Here is a 26,682-nt window from a genome sequence, read left to right on the forward strand (position 1 = left end):
GGTCAGCCGGTGTAGGTACCGGACTTCACGGCCTTCCAGGCGCCGTTCTCGACGGCGTACACGGTGAGCTGCTTGTTGGTGGCGTCACCGAACTCGTCGAAGGCGACCTTGCCGGTCACACCGTCGAAGGAGACGTTCTGAACAGCGGCCGTGATCTTCGCGCGGGCGTCGGACGGCAGCTTGCCGTCGTTGTCGTCGACGACCTGCTTCACGGCCTGGATGATCGCCCAGGCGGCGTCGTAGGAGTAACCGCCGTAGGCCGCGTACTCCTCCTTGTAGCCCGCCGCCTTGTAGTCGGCGACGAACTCCTTGGCGGAGGGGAGCTCCTCGACCGGGGCACCGACGGAGGTGGCCAGGTCACCGGTGCTCTTGGCGCCGGCGAGCTTGATGAAGGTCGGGTCGTAGATGCCGTCGCCGCCGACGAGCGGGACCTTGGCGCCGGACGCCTTGATCTGCTTGCTGAGCGGGCCGGCCTGCGGGTACTCGCCGCCGTAGTAGACGACGTCGGCGCCCGAGTTCTTGACCTTGGTGGCGACCGCGGAGAAGTCCTTGGTGTCGGGGTCGATGTGGTCGGAGCCGACCACCTTGCCGCCGATCTTCTTGAACTCCTCGGTGAAGGTGGCGGCGAGGCCGGCGCCGTAGGTCTTCTTGTCGTCGATGACGAAGACCTTCTTCTTCTTCGCGTCGTTGTAGACGTACTGCGCGGCGAACGGGCCCTGGATGGCGTCCGTGGTCGCGGTGCGGAAGTACGACTTGTACGTGCGGACCTTCTTGTTCTGCCAGTCGGCGCCCTGGGTGAGGCCGGGGCCGGTGTTGGCGGGCGAGATCTCGACGAGCTTGGCGTCGTCGAAGACCTTCTGCATGGACTCCGCGACGGAGGAGTTCAGCGGGCCGACGACGCCGATGACGTCCTTGTTGGCGACGAACTGGGAGGCGTTCTGCTGGCCCGAGGAGGGCTGCGCCTGGTCGTCGAGGGCCTCGACCTTGAAGGTGACTCCGTCGACGACCTTGTCCTTGTTGGCCGTCTTGGCGGCGAGGTCGACCGAGTTCTTGATACCCAGGCCCAGCGCGGACAGGTCGCCGGTCAGCGGGGCGTCGACTCCGATGGTGACGGTGGTGCCGCCCCCGTTGTTCGAGTCCGAGCCGCCGTCGTCGTCGCGCGAACCGCAGGCGGTGAGGGTGAGTGCTCCCGCCGCCAGCGCGGCGGTGATGGCGATGAGCGAACGTTGGCGCACGATCAGTCCTTTCCCTGGCACGGCCCTTCCCCCTGGAAGCGGCCGAGTCGGTGCGCTGGGCCGAAGTGAATTTCCGGGGCGCGGTGACTGGCCGTGACTCTAAGCGGGTGTGAGGAACATCGAGGAGGGTCTGGGGGAGGCTGTGACGCTCTTGTTATGACACGACGTAATGCAGAGCGGTGCTTCATGGGCGGAACAGCGGACTTACGGCCGATTCGCCCTGTCCGCATGGTGAGAACGTGCAGGACTTGACCGCGCTTGTTCAGGTGTCTCAAGCCTTTTGCTGATTACCGAAATTCGTTGCTGCAGGCGACTTGCAGGGCCGCCGAGAGGTGCTGGGCATAGCGTGTGCCGAGGATGAAACTGTGGGCCTGTATTGCGCGCGTATTACGCAGAGTTACGTCCAGGAAAGGCAGTCCGGCGTTTTTCGGGGCCCGGCGGCAGTCCGTGACGTGCAGGGTGACCACGATCCTGCGGCTGGATCCCGCTCGCGTCCGGAACGGGGCCCGCGGCGCCGTGGTGAGGGTCAGGCCGGCGTACGGCTGGGACATGCGCGTCACGGTGACCGGGGGCCCGGAGAGGACGCTCAGTGCGACCGCGAAGCTGAAGCTGCCCGGCTGAACTCCCCTGGGTGCGGCCACCGATTCGAGGTAGCTGACGTCCACGACCTGGGAGGGGTAGGGCGGTGGTGGGGGCGGTGGCGACGGTGCCCCGTGCGGCCGGGTGGCGTAGAGGTAACCGCCGCCCGCGAGAAGGGCGGTGGCGGTGGCCGCGGCGAGCGCCGGACGCCGGTGGCGGGCGTACCAGGGCCCGATGCGGCCGCGTGAACGGGCTTGTGGGCGAGGGGAGTTCGGCTCCGGTGCGTCCCGGGCGTGCGTGCCCTCGCCGGGTTCGAGCGGGCCGACGCCGCTCACTGCCACGGCCCGTTGCTCGGGCCGCCGGTGCGGTACCACGCCTCGCAGCCCCTGCGGGCCTCACGGTCGATCAACTTCCTTGCGGCCGCGGGGCCTTGGCGTTTGCTCTCGGCCCGCGCGGCGTCCACGACGTCCCGCAGGATCTCGTACTGCCCGTTGGACAGCCCCATCGACTGGTAGTCCCCGTAGGTGTCCTCGTCCAGCACCTCGCGCGACCAGTGGGCGACGATCCGCGTGCACAGGTCCTCCGGGGGTGTGGCCGAGGCGGATGCGGACGCCGTGCCGGCGCCGGCGGTGGCCGGGCCCGTGGAATCGGAGTCTCCGCATCCGGTGAGCAGAGCGCCCGTCAGCAGCGCCAGCGCCGGCACGAGCGCGGCCGCCGCCCGGGGGGTTCCTCCCGTTGCCATGCCCTGACGCTAGGGCCTGGCGGCCGGTTCTAGCCAGAGGGGGCGCACGGCGCCGGACCCCGGCCGGCAGGGCCGCCAGGTCACGCACCGCGACGGCCGGGAGCGGCCGGCGGCCGGAGAAGGCCCGCCGCGGGCCGCCGGGACGGGCCTCGGCGGCCGCGCGACCCGTCCGGCCGCTCCGTGGGGCGATCAGCCGGCCGAGCGCACCCGCTCCGCGTCGCCCGGGTTCACGTCCCGAAGCATGCAGGTCAGCCGCGCGCTGCACACGCGCCGCCCGTCCTCGTCGCTGATCACGATCTCGTACGTCGCCGTCGACCGGCCGCGGTGCAGCGGCGTGGCCACACCGGTCACCAGCCCGGAGCGCGCGCCGCGGTGGTGGGTGCAGTTCAGGTCGACGCCGACGGCGAGCTTGGAGCTGCCGCCGTGGAGCATGGCGCCGATGGAGCCAAGGGTCTCGGCGAGGACGGCCGAGGCGCCCCCGTGCAGGAGTCCGTAGGGCTGGGTGTTGCCCTCGACCGGCATGGTGCCCACGACGCGGTCGGCGGAGGCTTCGAGGATCTGCACGCCCATGCGGGTGCCGAGGTGGCCCGCGGAGAAGAGCGCGGGCAGGTCGACGCCGAGGGAGGCGTACTCGTCGATGACCTCTTGCGGGAACTTCACGGTGTGCTGCTCGCCCATCGGGCCCGGCTCCGTTCGTCGTGGATCACGTCGTCGTGGATCACTGTTGCTGAGCAAACGCTCAGTCGGTCGCCGATTGTTCCAGACGGACGACCACGGACTTGCTCGCCGGGGTGTTGCTGGTGTCGGCGGTCGCGTCGAGGGGGACGAGGACGTTGGTCTCGGGGTAGTAGGCGGCGGCGCAGCCCCGGGCGGTGGGGTAGTGCACGACCCGGAACCCGGGCGCGCGGCGCTCGACGCCGTCCCGCCATTCCCCGACCAGGTCGACGTACGAGCCGTCGGCCACCCCGAGGGCGCGGGCGTCCTCGGGATGGACGAGGACGACGCGGCGGCCGTTCCTGATACCGCGGTAGCGGTCGTCGAGGCCGTAGATCGTGGTGTTGTACTGGTCGTGGGAGCGCAGGGTCTGCAGAAGCAGGCGGCCCTCGGGAAGGTGCGGGTGCTCGACGGGCGCGGCCGTGAAGTTGGCCTTGCCGGTGGCGGTGGGGAAGCGGCGCTCGTCGCGCGGGGCGTGGGGGAGGGCGAAGCCGGCGGGGTCGGCCACGCGCGCGTTGAAGTCGTCGAAGCCGGGGACGACGCGGGCGATGCGGTCGCGGATCGTCGCGTAGTCCTTCTCGAACTCCTCCCAGGGCGTCGCGCTGCGGTCGCCGAGCACGCGGCGCGCGAGGCGGCACACGATGGCCGGCTCGGACAGCAGATGCGGGCTCGCGGGCGCCAGGCGGCCGCGTGAGGCGTGCACCATGCCCATGGAGTCCTCGACGGTCACGAACTGCTCGCCGCCGCCCTGGAGATCGCGCTCGGTGCGGCCGAGCGTGGGCAGGATGAGGGCGCGTGCGCCGGTGACCGCGTGCGAGCGGTTGAGCTTCGTCGACACGTGCACGGTCAGGCGGGCGCGCCGCATCGCCGCCTCGGTGACGTCCGTGTCGGGCGAGGCGGAGACGAAGTTGCCGCCCATCGCGAAGAAGACCTTCGCCTCGCCGTCGCGCAGGGCGCGGATGGCCCGGACCACGTCGTAGCCGTGCTCGCGGGGCGGGGCGAAACCGAACTCCCTCTCCAGCGCGTCGAGGAACGCGGGCGCGGGTCGCTCGAAGATGCCCATCGTGCGGTCGCCCTGCACGTTCGAGTGGCCGCGCACCGGGCAGACGCCCGCGCCCGGCCGGCCGATGTTGCCGCGCAGCAGCAGGAAGTTGACGACCTCGCGGATGGTCGGCACCGCGTGCTTGTGCTGCGTGAGGCCCATGGCCCAGCAGACGATGGTGCGCCGGGAGGCGAGGACCATCCGCAGGGCCGCGTCGATCTCCGCCCGGCCGAGGCCCGTCGCGGTGAGGGTCTCGTCCCAGTCGGCGGCGCGGGCGGCCTCGGCGAACTCCTCGTACCCGTGGGTGTGTTCGCGGACGAACTCCTCGTCCACGGCGCCCTCGGTCTCCAGGACCAGCTTGTTCAGGAGGCGGAAGAGGGCCTGGTCGCCGCCGAGGCGGATCTGCAGGAACAGGTCGGTGAGGGCGGCGCCCTTGATCATGCCCCGGGGGGTCTGCGGGTTCTTGAACCGCTCCAGGCCCGCCTCGGGCAGCGGGTTGACCGTGATGATCTTCGCGCCGTTCGCCTTGGCCTTCTCCAGCGCGGACAGCATGCGCGGGTGGTTCGTGCCCGGGTTCTGGCCGGCGACGATGATCAGGTCGGCCTGGTACAGGTCGTCCAGCAGGACGCTGCCCTTGCCGACGCCCAGGGTCTCGGTCAGCGCCGACCCCGAGGACTCGTGGCACATGTTCGAGCAGTCCGGCAGGTTGTTCGTGCCGAGCTCGCGGGCGAACAGCTGGTAGAGGAAGGCGGCCTCGTTGCTGGTGCGGCCGGAGGTGTAGAAGACGGCCTCGTCGGGGGAGCCGAGCGCGGTGAGCTCCTCGGCGACGATGTCGAAGGCCCGCTCCCAGGTCACCGGCTCGTAGCGGTCGGCGCCCTCCGCCAGGTACACCGGCTGGGTGAGGCGGCCCTGCTGCCCCAGCCAGTAGCCGCTGCGGCCGGCGAGGTCGGCGACCGGGTGCGCGGCGAAGAAGTCCGGGGTGACCCGGCGCAGGGTCGCCTCCTCGGCGACCGCCTTCGCGCCGTTCTCGCAGAACTCCGCCGTGTGCCGGTGCTCCGGCTCCGGCCAGGCGCAGCCCGGGCAGTCGAAGCCGTCCTTCTGGTTGACCCGCAGGAGGGTGAGGGCGGTGCGGCGGACGCCCATCTGCTGCTGGGCGACGCGCAGGGTGTGCCCGATGGCGGGCAGGCCGGCCGCCGCGTGCTGCGGCTCGGCGACCTGCGGCGCGTCCTGGACCGGATCGCCCTTGGGCGGCTTGCTGGCCATCGCTTCGACCCCTTCGCGTGCACGCGTGTGCTGTGTTCGTCCGGGCCCCGCCCCCGGATTCCGGACGTCTCCGATCCTCGCACGGGCCGGTGACGGCGACGGCGCCCGGGCCCGGACGGCTCTCGCTGTCAGTGGGGCGTGGCAGGATCGGGGGCGTGGCAGAAACAGCATCGAAGAAGACCGAGCAGACCTCCGGCACGGGCCGTCCGCGGCTGATGCTCATGGACGGGCACTCGCTGGCCTACCGCGCGTTCTTCGCGCTCCCCGCGGAGAACTTCACGACCGCGACGGGCCAGCCGACGAACGCGATCTACGGCTTCGCGTCGATGCTGGCGAACACGCTGCGCGACGAGGCGCCCACGCATTTCGCGGTGGCGTTCGACGTGTCGCGCAAGACATGGCGCTCCGAGGAGTTCACCGAGTACAAGGCGAACCGCTCGAAGACCCCGGACGAGTTCAAGGGGCAGGTCGAGCTGATCGGCGAGCTGCTCGACGCGATGCACGCCGAGCGGTTCGCGGTGGACGGCTTCGAGGCCGACGACGTCATCGCGACGCTGGCCACGCAGGCCGAGGCCGCCGGCTTCGACGTCCTGATCGTCACCGGTGACCGCGACTCCTTCCAGCTGGTCTCCGAGCACACCACCGTGCTCTATCCGACCAAGGGCGTCTCGGAGCTGACCCGGTTCACCCCGGAGAAGGTCTTCGAGAAGTACGGGCTGACACCGGCGCAGTACCCCGACTTCGCGGCGCTGCGCGGCGACCCGTCCGACAACCTGCCGGGCATCCCCGGGGTCGGTGAGAAGACGGCCGCGAAGTGGATCAACCAGTTCGGTTCGTTCGCGGAGCTGGTCGAGCGGGTCGACGAGGTCAAGGGCAAGGCCGGGCAGAACCTCCGCGACCACCTGGAGTCCGTCAAGCTCAACCGCCGGCTCACCGAGCTGGAGCGCAACGTCGAGCTGCCGAAGACGGTCGTGGACCTGGAGCGCGCGCCGTACGACCGCAAGACCGTCGCGATGGTCCTGGACACCCTGGAGATCCGGAACCCCTCGCTGCGCGGGCGGCTGTTCGCGGTCGACCCCGGGACGGAGGAGGCCGAGGCGGCCCAGCCGGCCGCTCCGGGCGTGGAGCTGGACGGCGCGGTGCTGGGCGCGGGCGAGCTGACGCCGTGGCTCGCCGAGCACGGCGGGGCGGCGCTCGGTCTGGCGACCGTCGACGCGTGGGCGCTGGGCGCCGGCTCGGTGGCCGAGGTCGCGCTCGCCGCGGCGGACGGCAAGGCCGTTTGGTTCGACCCCTCACAGCTGGACGAGGCCGACGAGAACGCGTTCTCGGGGTGGCTCGCGGACGCCGGCAGCCCGAAGGTCCTGCACAACGCGAAGGGCGTGATGCGGGTCTTCGCCGAGCACGGCTGGACCGTCGAGGGCGTGACCATGGACACCGCGCTCGCCGCCTACCTGGTGAAGCCGGGCCGTCGCTCCTTCGCCCTGGACGCGCTGTCCCTGGAGTACCTGAACCGGGAGCTGGCGCCCGCCGCGGCGGCCGACGGGCAGCTCGCCTTCGGTGCCGACGACCAGGCCGAGGCCGAGGCGCTCATGGTGCAGGCCCGCGCCATCCTCGACCTGGGCGAGGCGTTCGCCGAGAAGCTGGAGGAGGTCGGCGCGGCCGACCTGCTGCGGGACATGGAGCTGCCGACCTCGGCGCTGCTGGCCCGCATGGAGCGGTACGGGATCGCGGCCGACCGGGCGCACCTGGAAGCCATGGAGCAGATGTTCGCGGGCGCCGTGCAGCAGGCCGTGAAGGAGGCGCACGCCTCGGTGGGCCACGAGTTCAACCTGGGCTCGCCCAAGCAGCTGCAGGAGGTCCTCTTCGGCGAGCTGGGCCTGCCGAAGACGAAGAAGACCAAGACCGGCTACACGACGGACGCGGACGCCCTGGCCTGGCTGGCCGCGCAGACCGACCACGAGCTGCCGGTGCTCATGCTCCGGCACCGCGAGCAGGCCAAGCTGCGCGTCACGGTCGAGGGCCTGATCAAGACGATCGCCGCGGACGGCCGTATCCACACCACGTTCAACCAAACGGTGGCCGCGACCGGCCGCCTGTCCTCCACGGACCCGAACCTGCAGAACATCCCGGTCCGCACCGACGAGGGCCGGGCGATCCGTCGCGGCTTCGTGGTCGGCGAGGGCTTCGAGTCCCTCATGACCGCGGACTACAGCCAGATCGAACTGCGCGTGATGGCCCACCTGTCCGAGGACGAGGGACTGCTTCAGGCGTTCACCTCCGGCGAGGACCTGCACACCACGGTCGCCTCCCAGGTGTTCTCCGTGGAGCGGTCCGGCGTCGACGCGGAGATGCGCCGCAAGATCAAGGCCATGTCGTACGGCCTCGCCTACGGGCTGTCCGCGTTCGGCCTCTCCCAGCAGCTGAACATCGACGCCGGTGAGGCGCGGGGCCTGATGGACACGTACTTCGAGCGCTTCGGGGGCGTGCGCGACTATCTCCGCCGCGCCGTCGACGAGGCCCGCGCCACGGGCTACACGGCGACTCTCTTCGGGCGTCGCCGCTACCTCCCCGACCTCAACAGCGACAACAGGCAGCGCCGCGAGGCGGCCGAGCGCATGGCCCTGAACGCGCCCATCCAGGGCACGGCGGCGGACATCGTCAAGATCGCGATGCTCAACGTGGACCGGGCGCTGCGCGAGGCCGGCCTGAAGTCCCGGATGCTGCTCCAGGTCCACGACGAAATCGTGCTGGAGATCGCCCCCGGTGAGCGGGCACAGGCGGAGGAGCTGGTCCGCCGCGAGATGGCGGGCGCGGTGCAGTTGCGGGCCCCGCTCGACGTGTCCGTCGGCTCGGGCCCCGACTGGGAGTCGGCGGCGCACTAGCCCCGCACGGGCGGAAGCCACCGACGCTGACGCGGCCCACGGGGCGTGCGGTCCGTCCGGTTTCCTTCCGCCGGGCGGCCGGTCCGTCTTCGGGCGGTCCCGTGTCGGCTCCCCGGGGTTCGGCCCGGCTCGGATCAGGTCCCCCGGGGTTCGGTCGGTCCCGGGTTGGGCCGGTCCCGGGTCAGGCCTCCGGGGGGTTCGGTTCCCCGGGGGTCGGGTCCCCGTCGGGGCCGGTCCGTTTCGGGTCCGGTCCCCCTGGGGCGGCCCGTCCCGGGTCCCGTTCTCCCCGGCTCCGGACCGTCCCGCAGTCCGGCACAGCCACGGCGGTCCACCCTGGGATCCGCCTGCGGCTCCCCACCGGCTCCGGCGGGTGGCTCCGCGGCCGGGTCGGTGCGGTCGGGCCTGCCTGCTCCCGCGGGGTGGCTCCGCGGCCGGTGCGGAAGCGGTCCGGCCTGTCCGGCCCCGGCGCCGGCCCCCTCCGCGACGCCGGGCGGGCGGGCCGGGGCCGGTCACCCGGGTGGCCCTCGCGGAGACGCACCCCCGTGCGGGGCACCGTAAGGATGCGGGCATGGGTATACGCCTGCTTCCCCGTCCCGCGGGGAGAGCCACCCCGCTGTTCCTGGCGGCCGCCCGCGCGGCCTCGCCGCGCACTGCGGCCCCGGTCTTCGCGGCCGGGGCGAGTACCGCCCGGGTACGCGCCCCCCGCCGCGGCCGCCCGCCCCGTCACCCCGCCGCCCGGCTCCACGCGCGCCTGCGCCGGGCCGGGGACGGGGCCCGGCTCGGTGACCGGTGCCGCAGGGCGCGCGCCGGGGCCGCGGGAGCGACCTGCGCCGGGGCCGGCGGGCGGAGCCGGGCCGACTCGGCCGGTGCCGTCCGCCGGCCGATCGCGGCGGCGATCACGCGCCGCGTCCGTGAACGGTGCCGCGGCCTGACCCGCCGGGAGCGGACTTCGCTGCGCGCCCTGCTCACCGCCCGGAGCGACAGCGCCGCCCGCCGACTGTGGGCCGGTCTGAGCCACGTTCGTCTCGCCCGCCCCGCGCCCGCGCCCGCCCCCGACGCGGGGACGACCCCGTAGATACGGGCGGGCCCCAGCACACCGGACACGCCGACCCGCCGGGCACGGCAAGCACGCCGGGCACGGGCGTCACCGGGGAACGCCCTCCCCGCGTACCGTCAGCGCGCCGTCTCCTGGTTCCGCTCCGCCGGAGCCTGGGCCGGGCGGGGCGGGGCCGGGCGCCGCAGCCTGACCCCGGCGCCGTAGACGACCAGCCCGAGCACGAGTCCGGCGCCCGCTCCGAAGCACACCGTCGGGATCAGCTCCCAGGGCTTCGCGTCCGCGCCCCAGTACGCCCACCAGCGCGAGGCCCGCTGCACCGCTCCCACCAGGGCGCAGCCCGCGAGCACCGCGCCCGCCAGCCAGCGGTCCGCCCGGGAGAGCACCGGCACACCCAGCGGCTCGCCGGGGAAGGTCCGCCGCAGCGCGACGACCAGGAAGGAGACGATGACGACGGCGGCCACCGCCGAACCGCCGTACTGCAGGTACCAGTACAGCGGCGAACCCGCGATCTCCCGGCCCAGGACCGGGAACACCCGCATCCCCCACCGGTCGAGATGCGTGAACGCGTCCCAGACGACGTGCGTGAGCGCGCCGAGCACGGCCGAGACGTACCAGCGCAGCAGCAGCGACGGTCCCGGGCGGGCATGCGGCGCCCCGCAGCGCAGCAGGGCCGCCACCCGCCCCTGCCCGGTCCGCGGCAGCAGGGCCACCAGCGGTTCGCGCAGGACCAGCCAGAGGCCCACGAGCACCCAGGCGATGAGGACGTCGACGGTGAAGACGCCGGTGAAGGAGTGGGTGAAGTCGCCGAACTCCATCGCCCCCGACAGCACACTCGCCGCGTAATAGGTCATGTCGGGAGCGAACGATCCGGCCACCAGGACGGCGGGCACCAGCCGGCCGCGACCGGTGCCGTCGCCGCGTACGGCGGGCAGTACGGCCGCCGCGTGGCTGAGAGTGAAAGGCAATGCGTCCCCCTGCGCCCGGAGTCGGGCGCGCGGTGCGGCCCCTGGCGATCACTCCCGCCAGTATGAAGGACGCATGAGAATGTCCCCGCGGGCCGCCCGCCGGGGGCCCGCGAACACCGGGTATATGGCCAAGCGGTGAATACCGGGCGCGAACGGGTGCCCCGGCGACGGAAGTTGTCGTAGGGTCACCTGCGTCACCGTGCTGGGGAGCACGGCAGGGAACGGGAAGAGCGCGCGGAGCGCGGGAGTCGTCCACGGGAGGGGTTCACTCAATGGCGGCGCATTTCGGCAGGCTGCGCAAGGGGGCGGCGACGACCGCCGTGGCGGCGGCCGCGGTAGCGGCACTGTCCGCTTCCCAGGCACCGGGAGTGACCGCAGACGATCCCGGCAGACAGTCGACGGGTTCCGAGTCCTCGGCCGACGGCACCGGCGGCGGCACCGCGACCGGCAACTCGCCCTACTACACCGACCTTCCGCCGCTCAACAGCCCCACGGCCACACCCTCCCCGGGCGGGGACGGCGCGACCGGGACGGTCACGGAGTCGGACATCCCCGCGACGGTCCTCGACGCCTACAAGAAGGCCGAGGCCTCGCTGCGCGAGTCCAAGCCCGGCTGCAACCTGCCCTGGCAACTGCTCGCCGCCATCGGCAAGGTCGAGTCAGGCCACGCCCGCGGCGGCCGGGTCGACGCCGACGGCACCACGTACTCGCCGATCCTCGGCCCGGTGCTCAACGGCAACGGCTTCGCGAACATCTCCGACACCGACAACGGCGCCTACGACAGCGACACCCGGCACGACCGCGCCGTCGGACCGATGCAGTTCATCCCGTCCACCTGGGAATGGGCGGGCCGCGACGGCAACGGCGACGGCGCGAAGAACCCGAACAACATCTACGACGCGGCCCTCGCCGCCGGCCACTACCTCTGCCGCTTCGACCACGACATGTCGGTCCAGTCGGAGATGAACGCCTCGATCCTCAGCTACAACAACTCGACGGCGTACCTCAACACCGTTCTGTCGTGGCTGGACTCCTACCGCAAGGAGACCCGCGAGGTACCGGACGGCACGGGCGCGCTGCCCGGGCACCGGAGCGACGACGACCGGACCGTCACGGTCCCCACCGGCCCGTCGGTCCCGGTCACGCCCAGCCCCGACCCCAAGCCGAGCCACCCCGCTCCCGACCCGGACCCGTCGACGCCCGGCACGCCGCCGACGACGCCCGGCACGCCCAGCAAGCCGCCGACCACCCCGCCCGCCACGCCCACCGACACGGTGGACCACCTGGAGGACGCCGGCACCGGCAAGCTCACCGCGACGGCGGGGGACACCTTCGACAAGCGGATCACCGCGCGCGCCGAGACGAAGGCGGGCAAGGCGGTCGCGAAGGTCCGGGTGCGGTTCACGATCGTCGGCGACACGGACAGCACGTTCACCGGCGGCGAGAGCGTCGCCACGGTCGTCACCGACAGTGCGGGCAAGGCCGTCGCGCCCGCGCTCGTGGCCGGTGAGAAGACGGGCGACTTCACCGTCCGCACCGCCGTGGTGGGCCGGACGGTGACCGGCGTCGACTACGCGGCGACCGTCACCGCCCGCCGGGCCGACGCCCTCGCCCGTACCGCCGACACCGCGCTGACCTGCACGCCGGGCGGCGAGTTCGCCGACCAGGTCGAGGTGAAGGCCACCTACCAGGGCGCCGTCGCGGACGGCGTCGCGGCCACCGCGACGCTGGTCGCGTCGGCGGAGGACGCCACCGCGAACGACAAGGGCCCGTACTTCAAGGACGCGGACGGCAAGACCGTGCGCACCCTCACGGACCTGAAGACGGACGCGAGCGGTCTGCTCAAGCTGCCGAAGCTGTACGCGGACGACACGGCCGGGACGTTCCTGCTCCGGATCACCACCACGGGCGGCGCGACGCTGACCGTGGAACTGAAGGTGGCGGCCGCCGCCTCCTAGATCCATCGGCCCTGAACCTGCGGCGCCCCTCCGGTTTCCTGCGGAGGGGCGCCGCAGTCCGTGCGCAACGTGTTCTCATCTCGCCCCGCCGTTGCTACGGTGCCCGACCTGACGGAGTATCAGTTCCTGGTGTCCGTACGTGTCCAGGTTGCCCAGCCGGCCGGGAGGTCCCGTATGCGTGCCCTGATCGCCGCCGCGGCCGGCCTGGCCCTCGCGTTCGCCCTGGTCCTCACGCTCACGGCCCTGGGCTCGCCGTCCGGCTCGACCTCGCCCGAGCCGCTGCTCACGACCGTCCCCGAGCACCCGTAGACGTCCCCGACGCACAGGGAGGGCCGCCGAGATGCGACGCAAGGCCAGCCTCGTCCTGCTCGCCCTCGCCGTGTTCTTCACGGCGCTGTCCCCGCTGCTGCGCTGGTACGCCTTCCCGCGGCTGGCCAAGATCCCCGCCGGCCAGTACCAGGACATGGTCCTGGAGGCGAAGGACGCGACCCTGCTCGACTACGGAACGATGAAGGCCGAGAAGGTCCCGAAGGTCACCATCGTGCAGACCCTCAAGGGCAACGTGGCGGCGTCGGAGGCGATCGAGCGGACCGCGGGCCGCGACGTCGTCGTCTGGGACTCCCTGTCCTACGTGGAGGGCCCCGACGGCAAGATGGTCTCCAAGCTGCCCGAGCGCTACATCTTCGACGCGCACACCCAGGAACCCGTCCACGCCACGGGCGAGTCGGTCGACGGCGACCCCGTGAAGCGGGGCGGCATCGAGTTCAAGTGGCCCTTCCGCACGGAGAAGCGGGACTACGAGTACTTCGACGCCCAAGCCCGCACCACGGCACCCATCCACTTCAAGGGCACGCAGGACTTCCGCGGCGTCGAGGTCTACTACTTCGAGCAGACCATCCCGTGGACCGAGGTCCCGTTCCCCAAGATCATGCCGGTCGAGGGGATCACCGCGGAGTCGGTCGCCGAGACGGGCACCACCCGCTGGTACACCACCGTCCGCAAGTTCTGGGTCGAGCCGGTCACCGGCGCTCCCGTGTACGGCGAGGAGATCCACCGCGAGGAACTGCGCGGCGGCACGCTCCTCGGCGGCCGCGACAAGGTGACCGCCTTCGCCGGGCACGTGAAGATGCGCGAGGACTACATCGAGTCGACGGTGTCCCTGGTCAAGTCGAACCGCACCGTCGTCCTGCTGATGACCACGTACCTGCCCTGGGGCTTCCTCGTCCTGGGCACGGGCCTGCTCGCCCTGTCCCTGTACCTGGAGGCCCGCGCCCGCAGGCCGGAGGACCCGGCGCCCGCCGGGCGGCCGGAACCGGAGCCGGTCGGCGCCTGAGCCCGGTGCCGGGCGCGAACCCGGCGACCGGTCAGCGCCCGAGGCGGGCCTTCGTGTACCGGGTCGGCTCGGCGGCGGCCGGATCCTCGGGCCACGGATGCTTCGGGTACCGGCCCCGCAGCTCGGCCCGCACGGCCCGGTACCCGTCCCGCCAGAACGACGCGAGGTCGGCCGTGACCGCGGCGGGCCGCCCCGCGGGCGAGAGCAGATGCACCAGCACGGGCACGCCCGCGACGGTCGGCGACTCGTGGAGCCCGAACATCTCCTGGAGCTTCACCGCCAGGACCGGCCGCTCGGGATCGGTGTAGTCGACGCGGATCCTGGACCCGCTGGGCACCTCGATCCGCTCCGGCGCCAGCTCGTCCAGCCGGGCGGCCTGCCCCGAGGCCCACGGCAGCAGCCGCGTCAGAGCCTGACCGGCGTCGATCCGCCCCAGGTCGGCGCGCCGGCGGGCCCGCCCCAGCTCGGGCTCCAGCCACTCGTCCACGCGCGCGTGCAGCCCCTCGTCGCCGACATCGGGCCAGGGCTCGCCGAGATGCAGCCGCAGAAAGGCCAGCCGCTGACGCAGCGTCCCGGCGTCGCGCGTCCACCGCAGCAGCTCCGGCCCCTCCTCGCGCAGCCCCTGCAGCAGCGCCCGGCGTACGAGAGCGGGGTCGGCGTTCTGCAACGGCCGCACCGCCAGCTCCACCGCCCCGAGCCGTTCGACGCGCCGCGCCACGACGTCCCCGTCGGCCCAGCGGACCTCGTCTCCCTCGGCGTGCAGGGCACCGGCTGCCCGCCGCGCCGTCTCCTCGTCGACGACGGCGCCGAGCCGCACCCGCGCGTGCCCCGCGCCCACCGGCCGGTCGGCCACGGCGACGGCCAGCCAGGGTGCGCCCCGCAGCCCCGAACCGTCGTGGACCTCGGCCCGGGTCCCGGACACCATGAGGTACGAGCCGCCCTGCGCCCGCGCCACGCGCTCGGGGAACGCGAGCGCGGCGACGAGCCCGGCGACCCGGTCGTCCCCGCTCACCCGCCCACCGTCGGCCCCGGGTCGCCCTTGCCCGGCCGCTCCGGCCCGGACACCGTCCGGCGGGGTGACGGCCGCGCCGGACGGCCCTCGCCGGGCCCGCGCGGGCGAAGGGGGCCGCCGGCCCGTTCCGGCAGCGGTCGGCCCGCCGGCCGAGCCTTCGCCGTCGCCGGTCGGCGGGGCCGCCGGTCCGGCTTCGGCGGACGTTCCGGCCGAGAGGTCCCGGGCGGCCGCGGGCAGGGCGGCCGCCGTACGCAGGCGGCGGGCCTCGGTGCGCCAGCGCGCGGCGTACGCGTCGCCCCCGCGCCGGGCCGTCCGCCAGGCTCCGGCGAGATCGTCGCCGTACTCCCGCGGCGGCTCCTCGCTCAGCAGGGCGACCACCTCGGCGGCCTGCTCGGCGCCCACTTCGGGCGCCGCGTCCAGGAGGGCCCGGGCGAGCCGCGGGTGCAGTCCCAGCCGGGACATCCGCTTGCCCCGCTCCGTCGCCCGCCCCGCCGGGCCGACCGCGCCGACCGCCTCCAGCACGGTCCGCGCCGCCGCCATCGCCCCGGCCGGGGGCGGGTCCAGCAGCGCGAGGCCGGACGCGTCCGGGTCACCCCAGCAGGCCGCCTGCAGGGCGAACGCCGTCAGGTCGGCCACCTTGATCTCCGGCGCCGGGAAGCGGGGCAGCCGTACGTCCTCCGCCTCCGTCCAGCACCGGTACACGACACCGGGTGCCTCACGCCCGGCACGCCCCGCCCGCTGCCGCCCCGCCGCCTGCGAGGCCCGTACGGTCGTCAGTGCGCTCAGCCCGCGGGCGTGGTCCACCCGCGGCTCCCGGGCGAGCCCGGAGTCGACGACCACGCGCACACCCGGGACGGTCAGCGACGACTCGGCCACCGAGGTGGCGAGGACCACCCGGCGCCCCGTGCCGGGAGACAGCACCGCGTCCTGCACGGAGGCCGGCGCCCGCCCGTGCACCTGGAGCACCTCGACCCCGCCCGCCCCGGCCAGCTGCCCGGCGACCCGGGCGATCTCGCCGACGCCCGGCAGGAAGCACAGGACGTCCCCCGCGTGCTCCGCCGCCGCCCGCCGCACCACCGCCGCGACATGCGTCAGCTGCGCCGGGTCCACCCGCATCCCGTGCGGCGGCCGGACGGGCCGGGCGGGCGGCGCCCACACCACGTCCACCGGGTACGAGACGCCCTCCGCCTCGACGACCGGCGCCCCGCCGAGCAGCCGGGCCCAGCCGGCCGCGTCGGTCGTGGCGGAGGCGGCCACCAGCCGCAGCTCCGGGCGGAGCGCCGCCCGCACGTCGAGCAGGAAGGCCGCGACGGTGTCGGCGTCCAGATGCCGCTCGTGGCACTCGTCCAGCACCACCACGTCGACGCCGCGGAGTTCCTGGTCGCGCTGAAGGCGTTGCAGCAGCACACCGGTCGTCACGACCTCCACGCGCGTGTGCCGTCCCACCACGCGTTCACCGCGCACGGTGCAGCCGACCCGCTCGCCCACCTTCTCGCCCAGCAGCCACGCCATCCGGCGCGCGGCGGCCCGGGCGGCGATCCGCCGCGGCTCGGCGACGACGACCCGGCGTGCGGGCCCCTCGCCGGTGAGTCCGGCCAGGACCAGCGGCACGAGCGTGGTCTTGCCGGTTCCCGGCGGCGCGCAGAGCACCGCGGTTCCGTGCTCCTCCAGGGCGGTGCGGAGCGCGGGCACGGCGGAACGGACGGGCAGCAGGTTCAGCTCGTCGGTACGGGTCACGTGCCCAGTCTCCACGAGCGTCCTGTCTCTCCCCGCGCGCGGGGAGAGACAGGACGGGAAGAGAGGGGAGGGAGGGGAGAGGTCAGTCGCGCTCGCACACGAAGACGGCCGTCCCCGGGATCAGCCGGCCGCGCAGCGGGGACCAGCCGCCCCACTCCTGGGTGTTCCAGTCGGGCCACTCGGGCTCCACGAGGTCGACCAGGCGGAACCCGCCGGCCACGACGTCGCGCACCCGGTCGCCGACCGTCCGGTGGTGCTCGACGTACACCGCGTTCCCGTCCTCGTCCTGCTCCACGTAGGGAGTGCGGTCGAAGTAGGAGGCCGAGACGCTCAGGCCCTCCGGCCCCGGCTCGTCGGGGAACGCCCAGCGGATCGGGTGCGTCACGGAGAACACGAATCGGCCGCCCGGGCGCAGCACCCGCCGGACCTCGCGCAGCACGAGGACCGGGTCGGCGACGAACGGCAGCGCTCCGTACGCCGAGCACGCCAGGTCGAAGGAGCCGTCGGCGAAGGGCAGCGCGCCCGCGTCCGCCTCCACGAGCGGTACGCCGCCGCCGATGCGCAGCGCGTGCTGGAGCTGGCGGTGGGAGAGGTCCAGCGCGACGGGGCGGGCGCCCTGGCCGGCCAGCCAGCGCGAGCACTGGGCGGCGCCGGCGCCGATCTCCAGGACGTCCTTGCCCTTCAGCTCTTCCGGCGGTCCGAGCAGCTCGGCCTCCACCTCGTCGAGCCCCTCGGGGCACCAGACGAAGCGGTCGTCGCCGAGGAAGGTGCCGTGCTCGACCTGGTAGTCGTCCGCGTTCCGGTCCCACCAGCCCCGGTTGGCCCGGGCGCTCTCGGTGACGCCGGCGTCACGCCTGGTTGCTTCCGGTTCGAGCGGTTCGTGCTCTTGGATGATCGGCTCCCTCGTATTAGTCTGCGGGCTCGTCCGTCCGGGCGTCCCGGTGTGTCACCGGAGAGGCTTCGAGGGTCCATACGGCCTTCACGGGACAGGACTTGTGCCGGGTATGCGACGTTCCGCCCCGGGTGTGCGCCTTCGCGCATTGACCCTGCCCGGCTGCCCCCGTATGCTACAAGTTGCGCTGCGGGCCTGCGCTCCTCAGACGTAGCAGGCTGCGCTCGCATCTGTTGTATGTCCCCTCGGTTGTCGAGGCGCCAACGGCAGTGTCCTTCACCGGGCACCACCGGAATTGGCGCTTCCTTGGCTGTCCGGCTTCTTCAGAGCGAAACGGGCTCCCGGCGTAAGCAGTACCTACGACTCACTGTCCGTACCGGAGCCCTTTCCCACATGACGAGCAGCACCGAGACCACCGCCACCACCCCGCAGGTTGCGGTCAACGACATCGGTAACGAGGAAGCCTTCCTCGCCGCGATCGACGAGACGATCAAGTACTTCAACGACGGCGACATCGTCGACGGCGTCATCGTGAAGGTCGACCGGGACGAGGTCCTGCTCGACATCGGTTACAAGACCGAAGGTGTCATCCCGAGCCGCGAGCTCTCGATCAAGCACGACGTCGACCCCAACGAGGTCGTCGCCGTCGGTGACGAGATCGAAGCCCTTGTTCTCCAGAAGGAGGACAAGGAAGGCCGCCTGATCCTCTCGAAGAAGCGCGCCCAGTACGAGCGTGCCTGGGGCACCATCGAGAAGATCAAGGAAGAGGACGGCATCGTCACCGGTACCGTCATCGAGGTCGTCAAGGGTGGTCTCATCCTCGACATCGGCCTCCGTGGCTTCCTGCCGGCCTCCCTCGTCGAGATGCGCCGTGTCCGCGACCTCCAGCCCTACGTGGGCAAGGAGCTCGAGGCGAAGATCATCGAGCTGGACAAGAACCGCAACAACGTGGTCCTGTCCCGCCGCGCCTGGCTCGAGCAGACCCAGTCCGAGGTGCGCCAGACGTTCCTCACGACCCTGCAGAAGGGTCAGGTCCGCTCCGGCGTCGTCTCCTCGATCGTCAACTTCGGTGCGTTCGTGGACCTCGGTGGCGTCGACGGTCTGGTTCACGTTTCCGAGCTGTCCTGGAAGCACATCGACCACCCCTCCGAGGTTGTCGAGGTCGGCCAGGAAGTCACCGTCGAGGTCCTCGACGTCGACATGGACCGCGAGCGTGTCTCCCTGTCGCTGAAGGCGACGCAGGAAGACCCGTGGCAGCAGTTCGCCCGTACGCACCAGATCGGGCAGGTCGTCCCCGGCAAGGTCACGAAGCTCGTTCCGTTCGGTGCGTTCGTGCGCGTCGACGAGGGCATCGAGGGCCTGGTCCACATCTCCGAGCTGGCCGAGCGCCACGTGGAGATCCCGGAGCAGGTCGTCCAGGTCAACGACGAGATCTTCGTCAAGGTCATCGACATCGACCTCGAGCGCCGCCGCATCAGCCTCTCGCTGAAGCAGGCCAACGAGTCCTTCGGTGCCGACCCGGCCTCGGTCGAGTTCGACCCGACGCTGTACGGCATGGCCGCGTCGTACGACGACCAGGGGAACTACATCTACCCCGAGGGCTTCGACCCCGAGACCAACGACTGGCTCGAGGGCTACGAGACCCAGCGCGAGGCGTGGGAGGGCCAGTACGCCGAGGCGCAGCAGCGCTTCGAGCAGCACCAGGCCCAGGTCATCAAGTCCCGCGAGGCGGACGCCCAGGCCGAGGCCGAGGGTGTCACCACCCCGGGTGCGGCTCCGGCCGCCTCCGGTGGCGGCGGTTCGTACTCCTCGGAGTCGGACGACAACTCCGGCGCCCTGGCGTCGGACGAGGCGCTGGCCGCCCTGCGCGAGAAGCTGGCCGGCGGCCAGAGCTGATCGCTCACCGCTAGGCACCTGTTGAACACTGCGGGCCCGCACCCTTCGGGGTGCGGGCCCGCAGTGCGTTCCGCGCCGCCTCCCGCGAGGTGCGGATGCCGGGAAGGCCCGCGCCGCCGCCTCCCGGGAGGCGCGGACGCCGGGAATGCCCGCGCTGCACGCCACGTTGTCCTCTAGGAACACGAGGAGGAGCGGTCACAGTGCTTGATCCGCAGGGTTTGTACGCATGGGAGCCGAAGGGCCTGGCCGTCGTCGACATGGCGCTCGCCCAGGAGTCGGCCGGCCTTGTCATGCTCTACCACTTCGACGGATACATCGACGCGGGCGAGACCGGCGACCAGATCGTGGACCGGCTGCTCGACTCGCTGCCCCACCAGGTCGTCGCGCGTTTCGACCACGACCGGCTCGTGGACTACCGGGCCCGCCGCCCGCTGCTGACGTTCAAGCGCGACCGCTGGAGCGACTACGAGGAGCCCGCCCTGGAGGTGCGGCTCGTCCAGGACGCCACCGGAGCCCCCTTCCTGCTGCTGTCCGGCCCCGAGCCGGACGTGGAGTGGGAGCGGTTCGCGGCCGCCGTGCGGCAGATCGTGGAGCGGCTCGGGGTCCGGCTGTCCGTCAACTTCCACGGCATCCCCATGGGCGTCCCGCACACGCGCCCGGTGGGCCTCACCCCGCACGGCAACCGCACCGAGCTGGTGCCGGGACACCGCAGCCCCTTCGAGGAGGCCCAGGTCCCCGGCAGCGCCGAGTCGCTGATCGAGTTCCGGCTGATGGAGGCCGGGCACGACGTGCTGGGCGTCGCCGCGCACGTGCCGCACTACATCGCCCGCTCCCCCTACCCGGACGCCGCGCTCACGGTCCTCGAGGCCATCACCGCGGGTACCGGTCTGGTGCTGCCCGGCATCGCGCACGCGCTGCGCACCGAGGCGCACCGTACGCAGACGGAGATCGACCGGCAGATCCAGGAGGGCGACGAGGAGCTGGTCGCCCTCGTCCAGGGGCTGGAGCACCAGTACGACGCCGCGGCGGGCGCCGAGTCCCGGGGCAACATGCTCGCGGAAGCCGTGGAGATCCCGTCGGCGGACGAGATCGGCCTGGAGTTCGAGAAGTTCCTGGCCGAGCGGGAGGGCGACGGCTGACACACGGGGCCCCGCCCGGCCGCACGGACGGCAGGCCCTAAGCTTCCGGTCATGCTGAAGGTGGGCCTGACCGGCGGTATCGGAGCCGGCAAGAGCGAGGTGTCGCGGCTGCTCGTCGAGCACGGCGCCGTGCTGATCGACGCGGACAGGATCGCGCGTGAGGTCGTCGCGCCCGGCACGCCGGGGCTCGCCGCGGTCGTCGAGGCCTTCGGCGAGGAGGTGCTGGCACCCGACGGCGGCCTGGACCGGGCCCGGCTCGGATCGATCGTCTTCGCCGACCCCGACCGGCTGGCCGTACTGAACTCGATCGTCCACCCCCTGGTCGGAGCCCGCTCCCGGGAACTGGAGAGCGCCGCCGCCGAGGACGCCGTCGTCGTGCACGACGTGCCGCTGCTTACGGAGAACGGCCTCGCCCCGCTGTACGACCTGGTCGTGGTGGTCGACGCCGGTCCCGAGACGCAGCTCGACCGGCTCGTACGGCTGCGCGGCATGACCGAGCAGGACGCGCGCGCCCGGATGGCCGCCCAGGCCACTCGTGAGCAGCGACGGGCGATCGCGGACATCGTCATCGACAACGACGTGCCGCTCGACCGGCTGGAGCGCCGGGTCGGGGAGGTGTGGGCGGAACTCGTGCGCCGGGCGCACTCCGCGGCGGAATAGCGGCCCCCGGCGGGGGCGTTGAACCGTTGCACTGAGGGAAGGACTCAGCCGTGCCCGACACCAGCGGTTCCACCGGACGTACTCCGGAGACGCACGTCATCGACTTCCGCGCCGCCGAGCAGCTGCTCGCCGCCCGCGATCCGCGGGGCGCGGTGAAGCTGCTCGACTCGGTCATCGCCGCGCACCCGGAGAACACGGCGGCCCGCCTGCTGCGGGCGCGTGCCTTCTTCGCCGCCGCGCAACTGCGACCCGCCGAGCTGGAGTTCACCATCGTCCTGGAGCGCGAGCCGGACAACGCGTTCGCGCACTTCGCGCTGGCCCGCACCTATGAGCGCCAGCGGCGGCCCGACCAGGCGAAGCGTCACTTCCGGCTGGCCGCCGCCCTCGACCCGAACCCGCAGTACCTGGAAGCGGCCCGCTTCGATTCCTGATCTCCCGAGCCCGCCCCGGCTCCCGCCGCTCAAGGATGCCGCTGGTCCGGCGGCCGGTACGGCGGGACGTCGGGGCCCGGCTGGTAGTGCGGCCCCTGTCTGATGTGCCGCAGGACCATGACCATGTCGACGGTGACGATCACCCAGAGCACGCCGCAGGCGACGGCCCATCCGGGACGTCCGGCGAGCGCGAAGGCGGCCGTCCCGCCGATCGCCCAGATCAGCCCCCACACGCTCAGCCAGAAGCGCAGCCGCAGGGCACTGCGTGCTGTCGTCGGTTCACTGCCGGTACGCATGGCCATCACCGCTCCCATCGAAAACGTACTCTTCGCGGGGCACGTTCACCACGGGGCGGGCGGGCTCCGCGGGAGGCGGTGGTGCGGCCGGCCGGGCTCCGCGGGAGGTGACGGTGCCGGCTGTCGGCCTCCGCGGGGGTGACGGTGCCGGCAGGGCATGACGCATGCGCTGACGGCGGGGCGCCGTCGGCCCGGCAGCGACAAATCCCGTGCGGCGGCGATGAGTTCCGGAACCCGGTGCGGTCTACCTCCCCGACAGCAGTTCACACCGCTTCGCACAGGAGATCCCCATGTCCGAGAGCACCGCCTCCGTCGCCCGCGCCGCCTCCGTCACCCCCGCCGCCACCCGTACCGGCCGCAGCCGCCGCGCCCAGATCTCGCTGAGCGCCCTGCAGGTGGTGCTCGGTCTGTTCTTCGCCTTCGCGAGCGCGCTGCCCAAGCTGATCGCCCACCCGTCGGCGGCCGAGGGCTTCGACAAACTCGGCTGGGGCAGCACGGGGATGTACCTCATCGGCGCGCTCGAACTCGCCGGTGGGATCGCCCTGTTGATCCCGCTCCTGTCGTCGGTGGCGGCGCTGTCCCTGAGCGCGCTGATGGTCGGTGCCTTCATCGTGAACGTCACCGCCATCCACGGCCCGTACCCCGCGACGCCGCTCATCCTGATGCTCCCGCTCGCGCTGATCGCCTGGGCACGCCGGAGCCACACCGCGGATCTGGTGCGGGTGCTCCGACGGCGCCCGTGACCGCCGCGGGGTGCCGGGGGCCGTGGCCCCCGTCCGTACGTCACTGAGGGCTCCCCGGGGGGACCGGGGAGCCCTCACCGACGTGTCCACGTCCTCAGGGGCCGTCCGCGTCGCCGTCCGGCCGGGCGAGGCCGCGCAGGCGGTCCATCTCGCGGCGGTCCCGCTTGGTGGGGCGGCCCGCCCCGCGGTCGCGGATGCCCGCCGGGGCGACGGCCTCGCGCGGCGGGGGCGGGGGACTGTTGTCCACGTAGCATTCGGCGGCGACGGGCGGTCCCACCCGCTTGCGGATCACGCGCTTCACGACGACGATCCGCTCCCGGCCCGCGTGGCGCAGGCGGACCTCGTCGCCCACGCGGACCGCGTACGCGGGCTTGACCCGTTCACCGTTGACCCGGACATGGCCGCCGCGGCAGGCCGCAGCCCCCATGGAGCGGGTCTTCACCAGCCGTACGGACCAGATCCAGCTGTCCACGCGCACGCTCTCACCCGTGCGCGGTCCGGCCGCCCGGGCGGCGGCCGCCGGGTCGTCGGCGCCGGGCGCGCCGTCCGCACCCCGCTCGTCCTCGTCAGCACCCTCAGAAGCCATGCCTCGACCTTAGTCCCGGCGGCCGTCGCCCCGGACGTCCTTTTCCGGCGTGGGCGGGGCGACGACCGGGACCGGTCCCTGTCGTCGCCCCGCCCGGCTCCGCCGCGATCCGCCGTCCCGCCGCCCGGCCTCGCCGGGGCCCTCCGGGCCGGAGCGCCTTCCCGCCCGGACGACGCGAATCCGCCTCGCCGACCGCCGGTCGTACGGTGGTGGGATGGACCGCAGCCTGGCAGCACTGGACGCCCGCATCACCGGATGCCGTGCCTGTCCCCGTCTGGTCGAGTGGCGGGAGGAGGTCGCCAGGACCAAGCGCGCCGCCTTCGCCGACTGGACGTACTGGGGACGCCCCGTCCCCGGCTTCGGGCCGCCCGACGCCTCGCTGCTGATCATCGGCCTGGCCCCCGCCGCGCACGGGGGGAACCGTACGGGCCGGATGTTCACCGGCGACCGGTCCGGCGACGTGCTGTACGCGGCGCTCCACGAGGTGGGGCTGGCGTCGCGGGGGACCGCGGTGAGCGTCGACGACGGGCTCACCCTGCACGGCGTACGGATCACCTCGCCCGTGCACTGCGCCCCGCCCGCCAACAAGCCGACGCCCGAGGAACGGGACACCTGCCGGCCGTGGCTGCTGGGCGAGTTGCGGCTGCTGCGGCCCACCCTGCGGGCGGCGGTGGTGCTCGGGGCGTTCGGGTGGCAGGCCGCGCTCCCCGCCCTCGCCGAGGCGGGATGGACGGTGCCCAGGCCGCGGCCCGCCTTCGGGCACGGCGCGCGGGTCACGCTGGAGGGCGCGGAGGGGCCCCTGGAGCTCTTCGGCTGCTTCCACGTCAGCCAGCGCAACACCTTCACCGGGCGGCTGACCCCGCTGATGCTGCGGGAGGTGCTGCGTACGGCGGCCCGGCACGCGGGTCTGCCCACGCTGCCGGAGGCGGACCAGGGCCCGTCCGACCCGTCCGGCCCGGTCCCGTCGTCGACCGGAGTCGGGACCGGCCGGACAGGCCCTAGGCTCGCGTGATGGCGTTGTATCCGGAGATCGAACCGTACGACCGAGGCATGCTCGACGTCGGCGACGGCAACCGCGTGTACTGGGAGGTCTGCGGAAGCCCCGAGGGGAAGCCCGCGGTCGTGCTGCACGGTGGCCCCGGGTCCGGCTGCACCCCCGGCTTCCGGCGCTACTTCGACCCCGCCGCGTACCGGATCGTGCTGCTCGACCAGCGCGGCGCCGGCCGCTCGACCCCGTCGGCGAGCGCGTACGGGACGGACATGAGCGTCAACACGACCGGTCGCCTGATCGATGATCTGGAGCTGCTGCGGCGGCACTTGGGGGTCGGGCGCTGGCTGGTGTGGGGCGTGTCGTGGGGGGCCGTGCTCGGGCTCCGGTACGCGCAGACTCATCCGGACGCGGTGTCCGAGCTGGTGCTGACCGGGATCGCGACCGGATCGAACCCTGAAGTCACCCTGCTGACCAGGGGACTTGGGCGCATCTTCCCCGAGGCCTTCGAGCGGTTCCTGGCGGCGCTGCCCGCGGACGCGCGGGAGGGGAATCTCGCCGCCGCGTACCACCGTCTGATCGAGTCGCCCGATCCGCTGGTGCGGGCGCGGGCCGCACGGGCCTGGACCGACTGGGAGACGGCGATCGTGCCCGCGCCGCCGCGGTCGGTGCCGCGTTACGAGGACCCGGCGTTCCGCATGGGTTTCGCCCGCACGGTCACGCACTACTTCGGCAACGACCACTTCCTCGGCCCGGGCAACGACGAGGGTGTCGTCCTGCGGGACGCCCCGCTGCTCGACGGCATCCCCGGCACGCTGGTCCAGGGCACCCTCGACTTCGGCAACCTGCTCGGCACGGCCTGGCGGCTGCACCGGGCGTGGCCGGGGAGCGAGTTGACCGTCGTCGACGACGCGGGGCACGACGCCGGCGCGACGAGCGTGGTGGACGCTCTGGTCGCGGCCACGGACAGGTACGCCGCGGGAGCCTGACCCGGTCGGCCGCCGTCCTCGGCTGCCCGACCGAGGCCGACCCGTCCGGCGACCGGGACTGGGCCCGCCCACGTCCGTGCCCGCGCGCGCGGGCGGCCGACACGTGGGGGTGGGACGCGCGGACCTCGTGACGAGGAGGGTTCGGGGAGACCTGCCCGGCACGCCCGGAGGCGCCCGGAGAGAACTCGGAGGCGCCCGGCTCCCGCTTCCGTCTACCGTGGGCCCGACGGCGGAGGGAGCCCGGTGGTATCGGACGCGGAACGGCACGCACGGGACGACGCGGTCTTCCTCGACCGTGTCGCCGACCGGCTCGCGGCCCTGCCCGGCGTCCGCGCGGTCGCCCTCGGCGGCTCCCGCGCGCAGGGCACCCACACCCCCGAGAGCGACTGGGACCTGGCGGTGTACTACCGGGGGGACTTCGACCCGGACGACCTGCGGGCCGTCGGCTGGGAGGGCGAGGTCTCCGCGATCGGCGGCTGGGGCGGCGGCGTGTTCAACGGCGGAGCCTGGCTGACCGTCGAAGGGCGCCGCGTCGACGTCCACTACCGGGACCTGGACGTCGTCGAGCACGAGCTCGCGGAGGCGGGGGAGGGCCGCTTCCGCGTGGAGCCCCTCCTCTTCCATCTCGCCGGAATCCCCAGCTACCTGGTCGTCGCCGAACTCGCCGTCAACCGCGTCCTGCGCGGTCGGACGGCCCGCCCCGACGCCTACCCGGAGAAGCTGCGCGCCTCCGCCGCCGAACGCTGGCACGGCACGGCTCGCGCGACCCTCGCCTACGCCGCGGCCCACCACGCCCCCGCGTGCCGCCTCACCGAGCTGGCGGGTGCGCTCGCCACGGCAGCCGTGCAGACGGGCCACGCCGTGCTCGCGGCCCGCGGCGAGTGGGTCACGAACGAGAAGCGGCTGCTGGAGCGGGCGGGGCTGCGCGGGGCCGACGGGATCATCGGGCGGCTGACGCCGGAGCCCGCGGCGCTCGCGGAGGCCGTCGCCTCGGCCACGGAGCTCTTCGACGCCGCCGTCGCCCGGGCGCGCCGGTCGACGGACGCCTGACCGGCGCGGAGACTCTGCCGGAGGCAGACAGACGGACGCCCGACCCGAGCCGGGCCGACGGCCGTCCGATCGGGCTCGTGCGGTCCGCTCGGGCTCGTGCCGTCCGCCCGGGCTCGGCGGCGTCCGGGACGCGCCCCGGGCCCGCCCGCGCAGGCTCGCGCCGCACGCCCAGGCGTGCGCCGTCCGCCCCGGCGCGCATCACCCCCTGGTGAGGCCGCCGGTCCCGAAGGCGCCGTCCGACCGGGCTGGCGGCGCCCGGCCGGGCTCGTGCGGTCCGACCGGGCTCGGCGGCGTCCGGGACGCGCCCGGGGCTCGCGACAGCGCGCCGCCCGACCGGCCGGGCCCGCACCCTGCCGGGCCCGCACCCTGCCGGGCCCGCACCCTGCCGGGCCCGCACCCTGCCGGGCTCGCACCCTGCCGGGCTCGCACCCTGCCGGGCTCGCACCCTGCCGGGCTCGCACCCTGCCGGGCTCGCACCCTGCCGGGCCCGCAC

23 protein-coding genes are annotated in these 26,682 nt (G+C 73.4%); 13 read left to right on the plus strand and 10 right to left on the minus strand.

Annotation, left to right across the window (positions count from 1 at the left end; genetic code table 11):
- Positions 1-2: 2 nt before the first annotated feature.
- The 5 genes from ACZ4NT_RS18425 to ACZ4NT_RS18445 all read right to left on the minus strand — a co-directional run bounded on the left by ACZ4NT_RS18425 (position 3) and on the right by ACZ4NT_RS18445 (position 5,575).
- Positions 3-1,235: a branched-chain amino acid ABC transporter substrate-binding protein gene (locus ACZ4NT_RS18425; protein WP_183116878.1), complete on the minus strand. Its 1,233-nt coding sequence runs from the start codon at positions 1,233-1,235 to the stop codon at positions 3-5.
- 287 nt (positions 1,236-1,522) lie between these two features.
- Entirely contained in the window at positions 1,523-2,149 is a 627-nt protein-coding gene (locus ACZ4NT_RS18430) for a Tat pathway signal sequence domain protein (RefSeq protein ID WP_467726368.1), read from the minus strand.
- Positions 2,146-2,556: a hypothetical protein gene (locus ACZ4NT_RS18435; protein WP_467726300.1), complete on the minus strand. Its 411-nt coding sequence runs from the start codon at positions 2,554-2,556 to the stop codon at positions 2,146-2,148. The genes ACZ4NT_RS18430 and ACZ4NT_RS18435 overlap by 4 nt, the downstream gene beginning before the upstream one ends.
- Positions 2,557-2,745: 189 nt before the next feature.
- A complete protein-coding gene (locus tag ACZ4NT_RS18440; RefSeq protein WP_121403618.1) occupies positions 2,746-3,234 on the minus strand; it encodes a hotdog fold thioesterase in 489 nt (162 codons plus the stop codon).
- Positions 3,235-3,295: 61 nt separating this feature from the next.
- Positions 3,296-5,575 (minus strand): FdhF/YdeP family oxidoreductase, encoded by a 2,280-nt coding sequence (locus ACZ4NT_RS18445; protein WP_467726302.1) that lies wholly within the window; start codon positions 5,573-5,575, stop codon positions 3,296-3,298.
- Positions 5,576-5,730: 155 nt separating this feature from the next.
- Here ACZ4NT_RS18445 and polA point away from each other — a divergent pair, with 155 nt between their 5' ends.
- Together polA and ACZ4NT_RS18455 are read left to right on the plus strand one after the other, a co-directional pair.
- Complete coding sequence (gene polA, locus ACZ4NT_RS18450) at positions 5,731-8,457, plus strand: DNA polymerase I (protein ID WP_467726304.1); 2,727 nt, start codon at positions 5,731-5,733, stop codon at positions 8,455-8,457.
- Positions 8,458-9,025: 568 nt separating this feature from the next.
- Positions 9,026-9,532, plus strand: coding sequence for a hypothetical protein (locus ACZ4NT_RS18455; RefSeq protein WP_467726306.1), 507 nt, complete (start codon positions 9,026-9,028; stop codon positions 9,530-9,532).
- A gap of 98 nt (positions 9,533-9,630) precedes the next feature.
- Here ACZ4NT_RS18455 and ACZ4NT_RS18460 read toward each other — a convergent pair whose 3' ends face one another.
- On the minus strand, positions 9,631-10,479 hold the full coding sequence (locus tag ACZ4NT_RS18460) for a DUF4184 family protein (RefSeq protein ID WP_121403622.1): 849 nt from the start codon (positions 10,477-10,479) through the stop codon (positions 9,631-9,633).
- Positions 10,480-10,751: 272 nt separating this feature from the next.
- On the opposite strand from ACZ4NT_RS18460, the gene ACZ4NT_RS18465 reads away from it, so the two are divergent.
- From ACZ4NT_RS18465 to pgfA, 3 genes are all read left to right on the plus strand, one after another.
- Positions 10,752-12,437 carry a lytic transglycosylase domain-containing protein gene (locus ACZ4NT_RS18465; protein WP_467726308.1) on the plus strand — a complete coding sequence of 562 codons (1,686 nt, stop codon included), beginning with the start codon at positions 10,752-10,754 and terminating at the stop codon, positions 12,435-12,437.
- Positions 12,438-12,611: 174 nt separating this feature from the next.
- Positions 12,612-12,746, plus strand: a complete 135-nt coding sequence (locus ACZ4NT_RS18470; RefSeq protein WP_121403624.1) for an SPW_0924 family protein — start codon at positions 12,612-12,614, stop codon at positions 12,744-12,746.
- 31 nt (positions 12,747-12,777) lie between these two features.
- Positions 12,778-13,770, plus strand: coding sequence for a cell envelope lipid trafficking protein PgfA (gene pgfA / locus ACZ4NT_RS18475; RefSeq protein ID WP_121403625.1), 993 nt, complete (start codon positions 12,778-12,780; stop codon positions 13,768-13,770).
- Positions 13,771-13,801: 31 nt separating this feature from the next.
- On the opposite strand, the gene ACZ4NT_RS18480 is transcribed toward pgfA, so the two are convergent.
- Positions 13,802-16,519 carry an ATP-dependent RNA helicase gene (locus tag ACZ4NT_RS18480; protein WP_467726311.1) on the minus strand — a complete coding sequence of 906 codons (2,718 nt, stop codon included), beginning with the start codon at positions 16,517-16,519 and terminating at the stop codon, positions 13,802-13,804.
- Between the two features lie 82 nt (positions 16,520-16,601).
- A complete protein-coding gene (locus tag ACZ4NT_RS18485) occupies positions 16,602-17,414 on the minus strand; it encodes a class I SAM-dependent methyltransferase (protein WP_121403627.1) in 813 nt (270 codons plus the stop codon).
- A 390-nt stretch (positions 17,415-17,804) separates the two neighbouring features.
- Between ACZ4NT_RS18485 and rpsA the strand changes: the two genes are divergently transcribed.
- The 4 genes from rpsA (at position 17,805) to ACZ4NT_RS18505 (ending at position 21,537) form a co-directional block, all read left to right on the plus strand.
- Positions 17,805-19,307 (plus strand): 30S ribosomal protein S1, encoded by a 1,503-nt coding sequence (rpsA, locus tag ACZ4NT_RS18490; RefSeq protein WP_121403628.1) that lies wholly within the window; start codon positions 17,805-17,807, stop codon positions 19,305-19,307.
- Positions 19,308-19,507: 200 nt separating this feature from the next.
- Positions 19,508-20,446: a PAC2 family protein gene (locus tag ACZ4NT_RS18495; RefSeq protein ID WP_121403629.1), complete on the plus strand. Its 939-nt coding sequence runs from the start codon at positions 19,508-19,510 to the stop codon at positions 20,444-20,446.
- A 51-nt stretch (positions 20,447-20,497) separates the two neighbouring features.
- Positions 20,498-21,106, plus strand: a complete 609-nt coding sequence (coaE, locus tag ACZ4NT_RS18500) for a dephospho-CoA kinase (RefSeq protein WP_467726314.1) — start codon at positions 20,498-20,500, stop codon at positions 21,104-21,106.
- A 50-nt stretch (positions 21,107-21,156) separates the two neighbouring features.
- Positions 21,157-21,537 (plus strand): tetratricopeptide repeat protein, encoded by a 381-nt coding sequence (locus ACZ4NT_RS18505; protein WP_121403631.1) that lies wholly within the window; start codon positions 21,157-21,159, stop codon positions 21,535-21,537.
- 29 nt (positions 21,538-21,566) lie between these two features.
- On the opposite strand, the gene ACZ4NT_RS18510 is transcribed toward ACZ4NT_RS18505, so the two are convergent.
- The gene (locus tag ACZ4NT_RS18510) at positions 21,567-21,833 is read right to left on the minus strand and encodes a DUF6343 family protein (RefSeq protein ID WP_183116947.1); all 267 of its coding nucleotides are present in this window, start codon (positions 21,831-21,833) and stop codon (positions 21,567-21,569) included.
- Positions 21,834-22,123: 290 nt separating this feature from the next.
- On the opposite strand from ACZ4NT_RS18510, the gene ACZ4NT_RS18515 reads away from it, so the two are divergent.
- Entirely contained in the window at positions 22,124-22,576 is a 453-nt protein-coding gene (locus ACZ4NT_RS18515; RefSeq protein WP_467726316.1) for a DoxX family protein, read from the plus strand.
- A gap of 94 nt (positions 22,577-22,670) precedes the next feature.
- Here the strand turns inward: ACZ4NT_RS18515 and ACZ4NT_RS18520 are convergent, their stop codons facing one another.
- Entirely contained in the window at positions 22,671-23,162 is a 492-nt protein-coding gene (locus tag ACZ4NT_RS18520; protein ID WP_121403634.1) for an RNA-binding S4 domain-containing protein, read from the minus strand.
- 214 nt (positions 23,163-23,376) lie between these two features.
- On the opposite strand from ACZ4NT_RS18520, the gene ACZ4NT_RS18525 reads away from it, so the two are divergent.
- From ACZ4NT_RS18525 to ACZ4NT_RS18535, 3 genes are all read left to right on the plus strand, one after another.
- On the plus strand, positions 23,377-24,174 hold the full coding sequence (locus ACZ4NT_RS18525) for a uracil-DNA glycosylase (RefSeq protein WP_467726318.1): 798 nt from the start codon (positions 23,377-23,379) through the stop codon (positions 24,172-24,174).
- Positions 24,174-25,139, plus strand: a complete 966-nt coding sequence (pip, locus tag ACZ4NT_RS18530) for a prolyl aminopeptidase (protein WP_467726320.1) — start codon at positions 24,174-24,176, stop codon at positions 25,137-25,139. The genes ACZ4NT_RS18525 and pip overlap by 1 nt, the downstream gene beginning before the upstream one ends.
- Before the next feature lie 243 nt (positions 25,140-25,382).
- Positions 25,383-26,189 (plus strand): nucleotidyltransferase domain-containing protein, encoded by an 807-nt coding sequence (locus tag ACZ4NT_RS18535; protein ID WP_467726322.1) that lies wholly within the window; start codon positions 25,383-25,385, stop codon positions 26,187-26,189.
- Positions 26,190-26,682 lie beyond the last annotated feature (493 nt).

This window comes from Streptomyces sp. NPDC026417 (assembly GCF_055567695.1).

Bases quoted from the DNA above. Each gene is read 5' to 3' on its own strand.
- ACZ4NT_RS18435 (WP_467726300.1), bottom strand. From the start codon at position 2,556: ATGGCAACGGGAGGAACCCCCCGGGCGGCGGCCGCGCTCGTGCCGGCG.
- ACZ4NT_RS18440 (WP_121403618.1), bottom strand. From the start codon at position 3,234: ATGGGCGAGCAGCACACCGTGAAGTTCCCGCAAGAGGTCATCGACGAG.
- ACZ4NT_RS18445 (WP_467726302.1), bottom strand. From the start codon at position 5,575: ATGGCCAGCAAGCCGCCCAAGGGCGATCCGGTCCAGGACGCGCCGCAG.
- ACZ4NT_RS18455 (WP_467726306.1), top strand. From the start codon at position 9,026: ATGGGTATACGCCTGCTTCCCCGTCCCGCGGGGAGAGCCACCCCGCTG.
- ACZ4NT_RS18465 (WP_467726308.1), top strand. From the start codon at position 10,752: ATGGCGGCGCATTTCGGCAGGCTGCGCAAGGGGGCGGCGACGACCGCC.
- ACZ4NT_RS18470 (WP_121403624.1), top strand. From the start codon at position 12,612: ATGCGTGCCCTGATCGCCGCCGCGGCCGGCCTGGCCCTCGCGTTCGCC.
- pgfA (WP_121403625.1), top strand. From the start codon at position 12,778: ATGCGACGCAAGGCCAGCCTCGTCCTGCTCGCCCTCGCCGTGTTCTTC.
- rpsA (WP_121403628.1), top strand. From the start codon at position 17,805: ATGACGAGCAGCACCGAGACCACCGCCACCACCCCGCAGGTTGCGGTC.
- coaE (WP_467726314.1), top strand. From the start codon at position 20,498: ATGCTGAAGGTGGGCCTGACCGGCGGTATCGGAGCCGGCAAGAGCGAG.
- ACZ4NT_RS18510 (WP_183116947.1), bottom strand. From the start codon at position 21,833: ATGCGTACCGGCAGTGAACCGACGACAGCACGCAGTGCCCTGCGGCTG.
- ACZ4NT_RS18515 (WP_467726316.1), top strand. From the start codon at position 22,124: ATGTCCGAGAGCACCGCCTCCGTCGCCCGCGCCGCCTCCGTCACCCCC.
- ACZ4NT_RS18520 (WP_121403634.1), bottom strand. From the start codon at position 23,162: ATGGCTTCTGAGGGTGCTGACGAGGACGAGCGGGGTGCGGACGGCGCG.
- ACZ4NT_RS18525 (WP_467726318.1), top strand. From the start codon at position 23,377: ATGGACCGCAGCCTGGCAGCACTGGACGCCCGCATCACCGGATGCCGT.
- pip (WP_467726320.1), top strand. From the start codon at position 24,174: ATGGCGTTGTATCCGGAGATCGAACCGTACGACCGAGGCATGCTCGAC.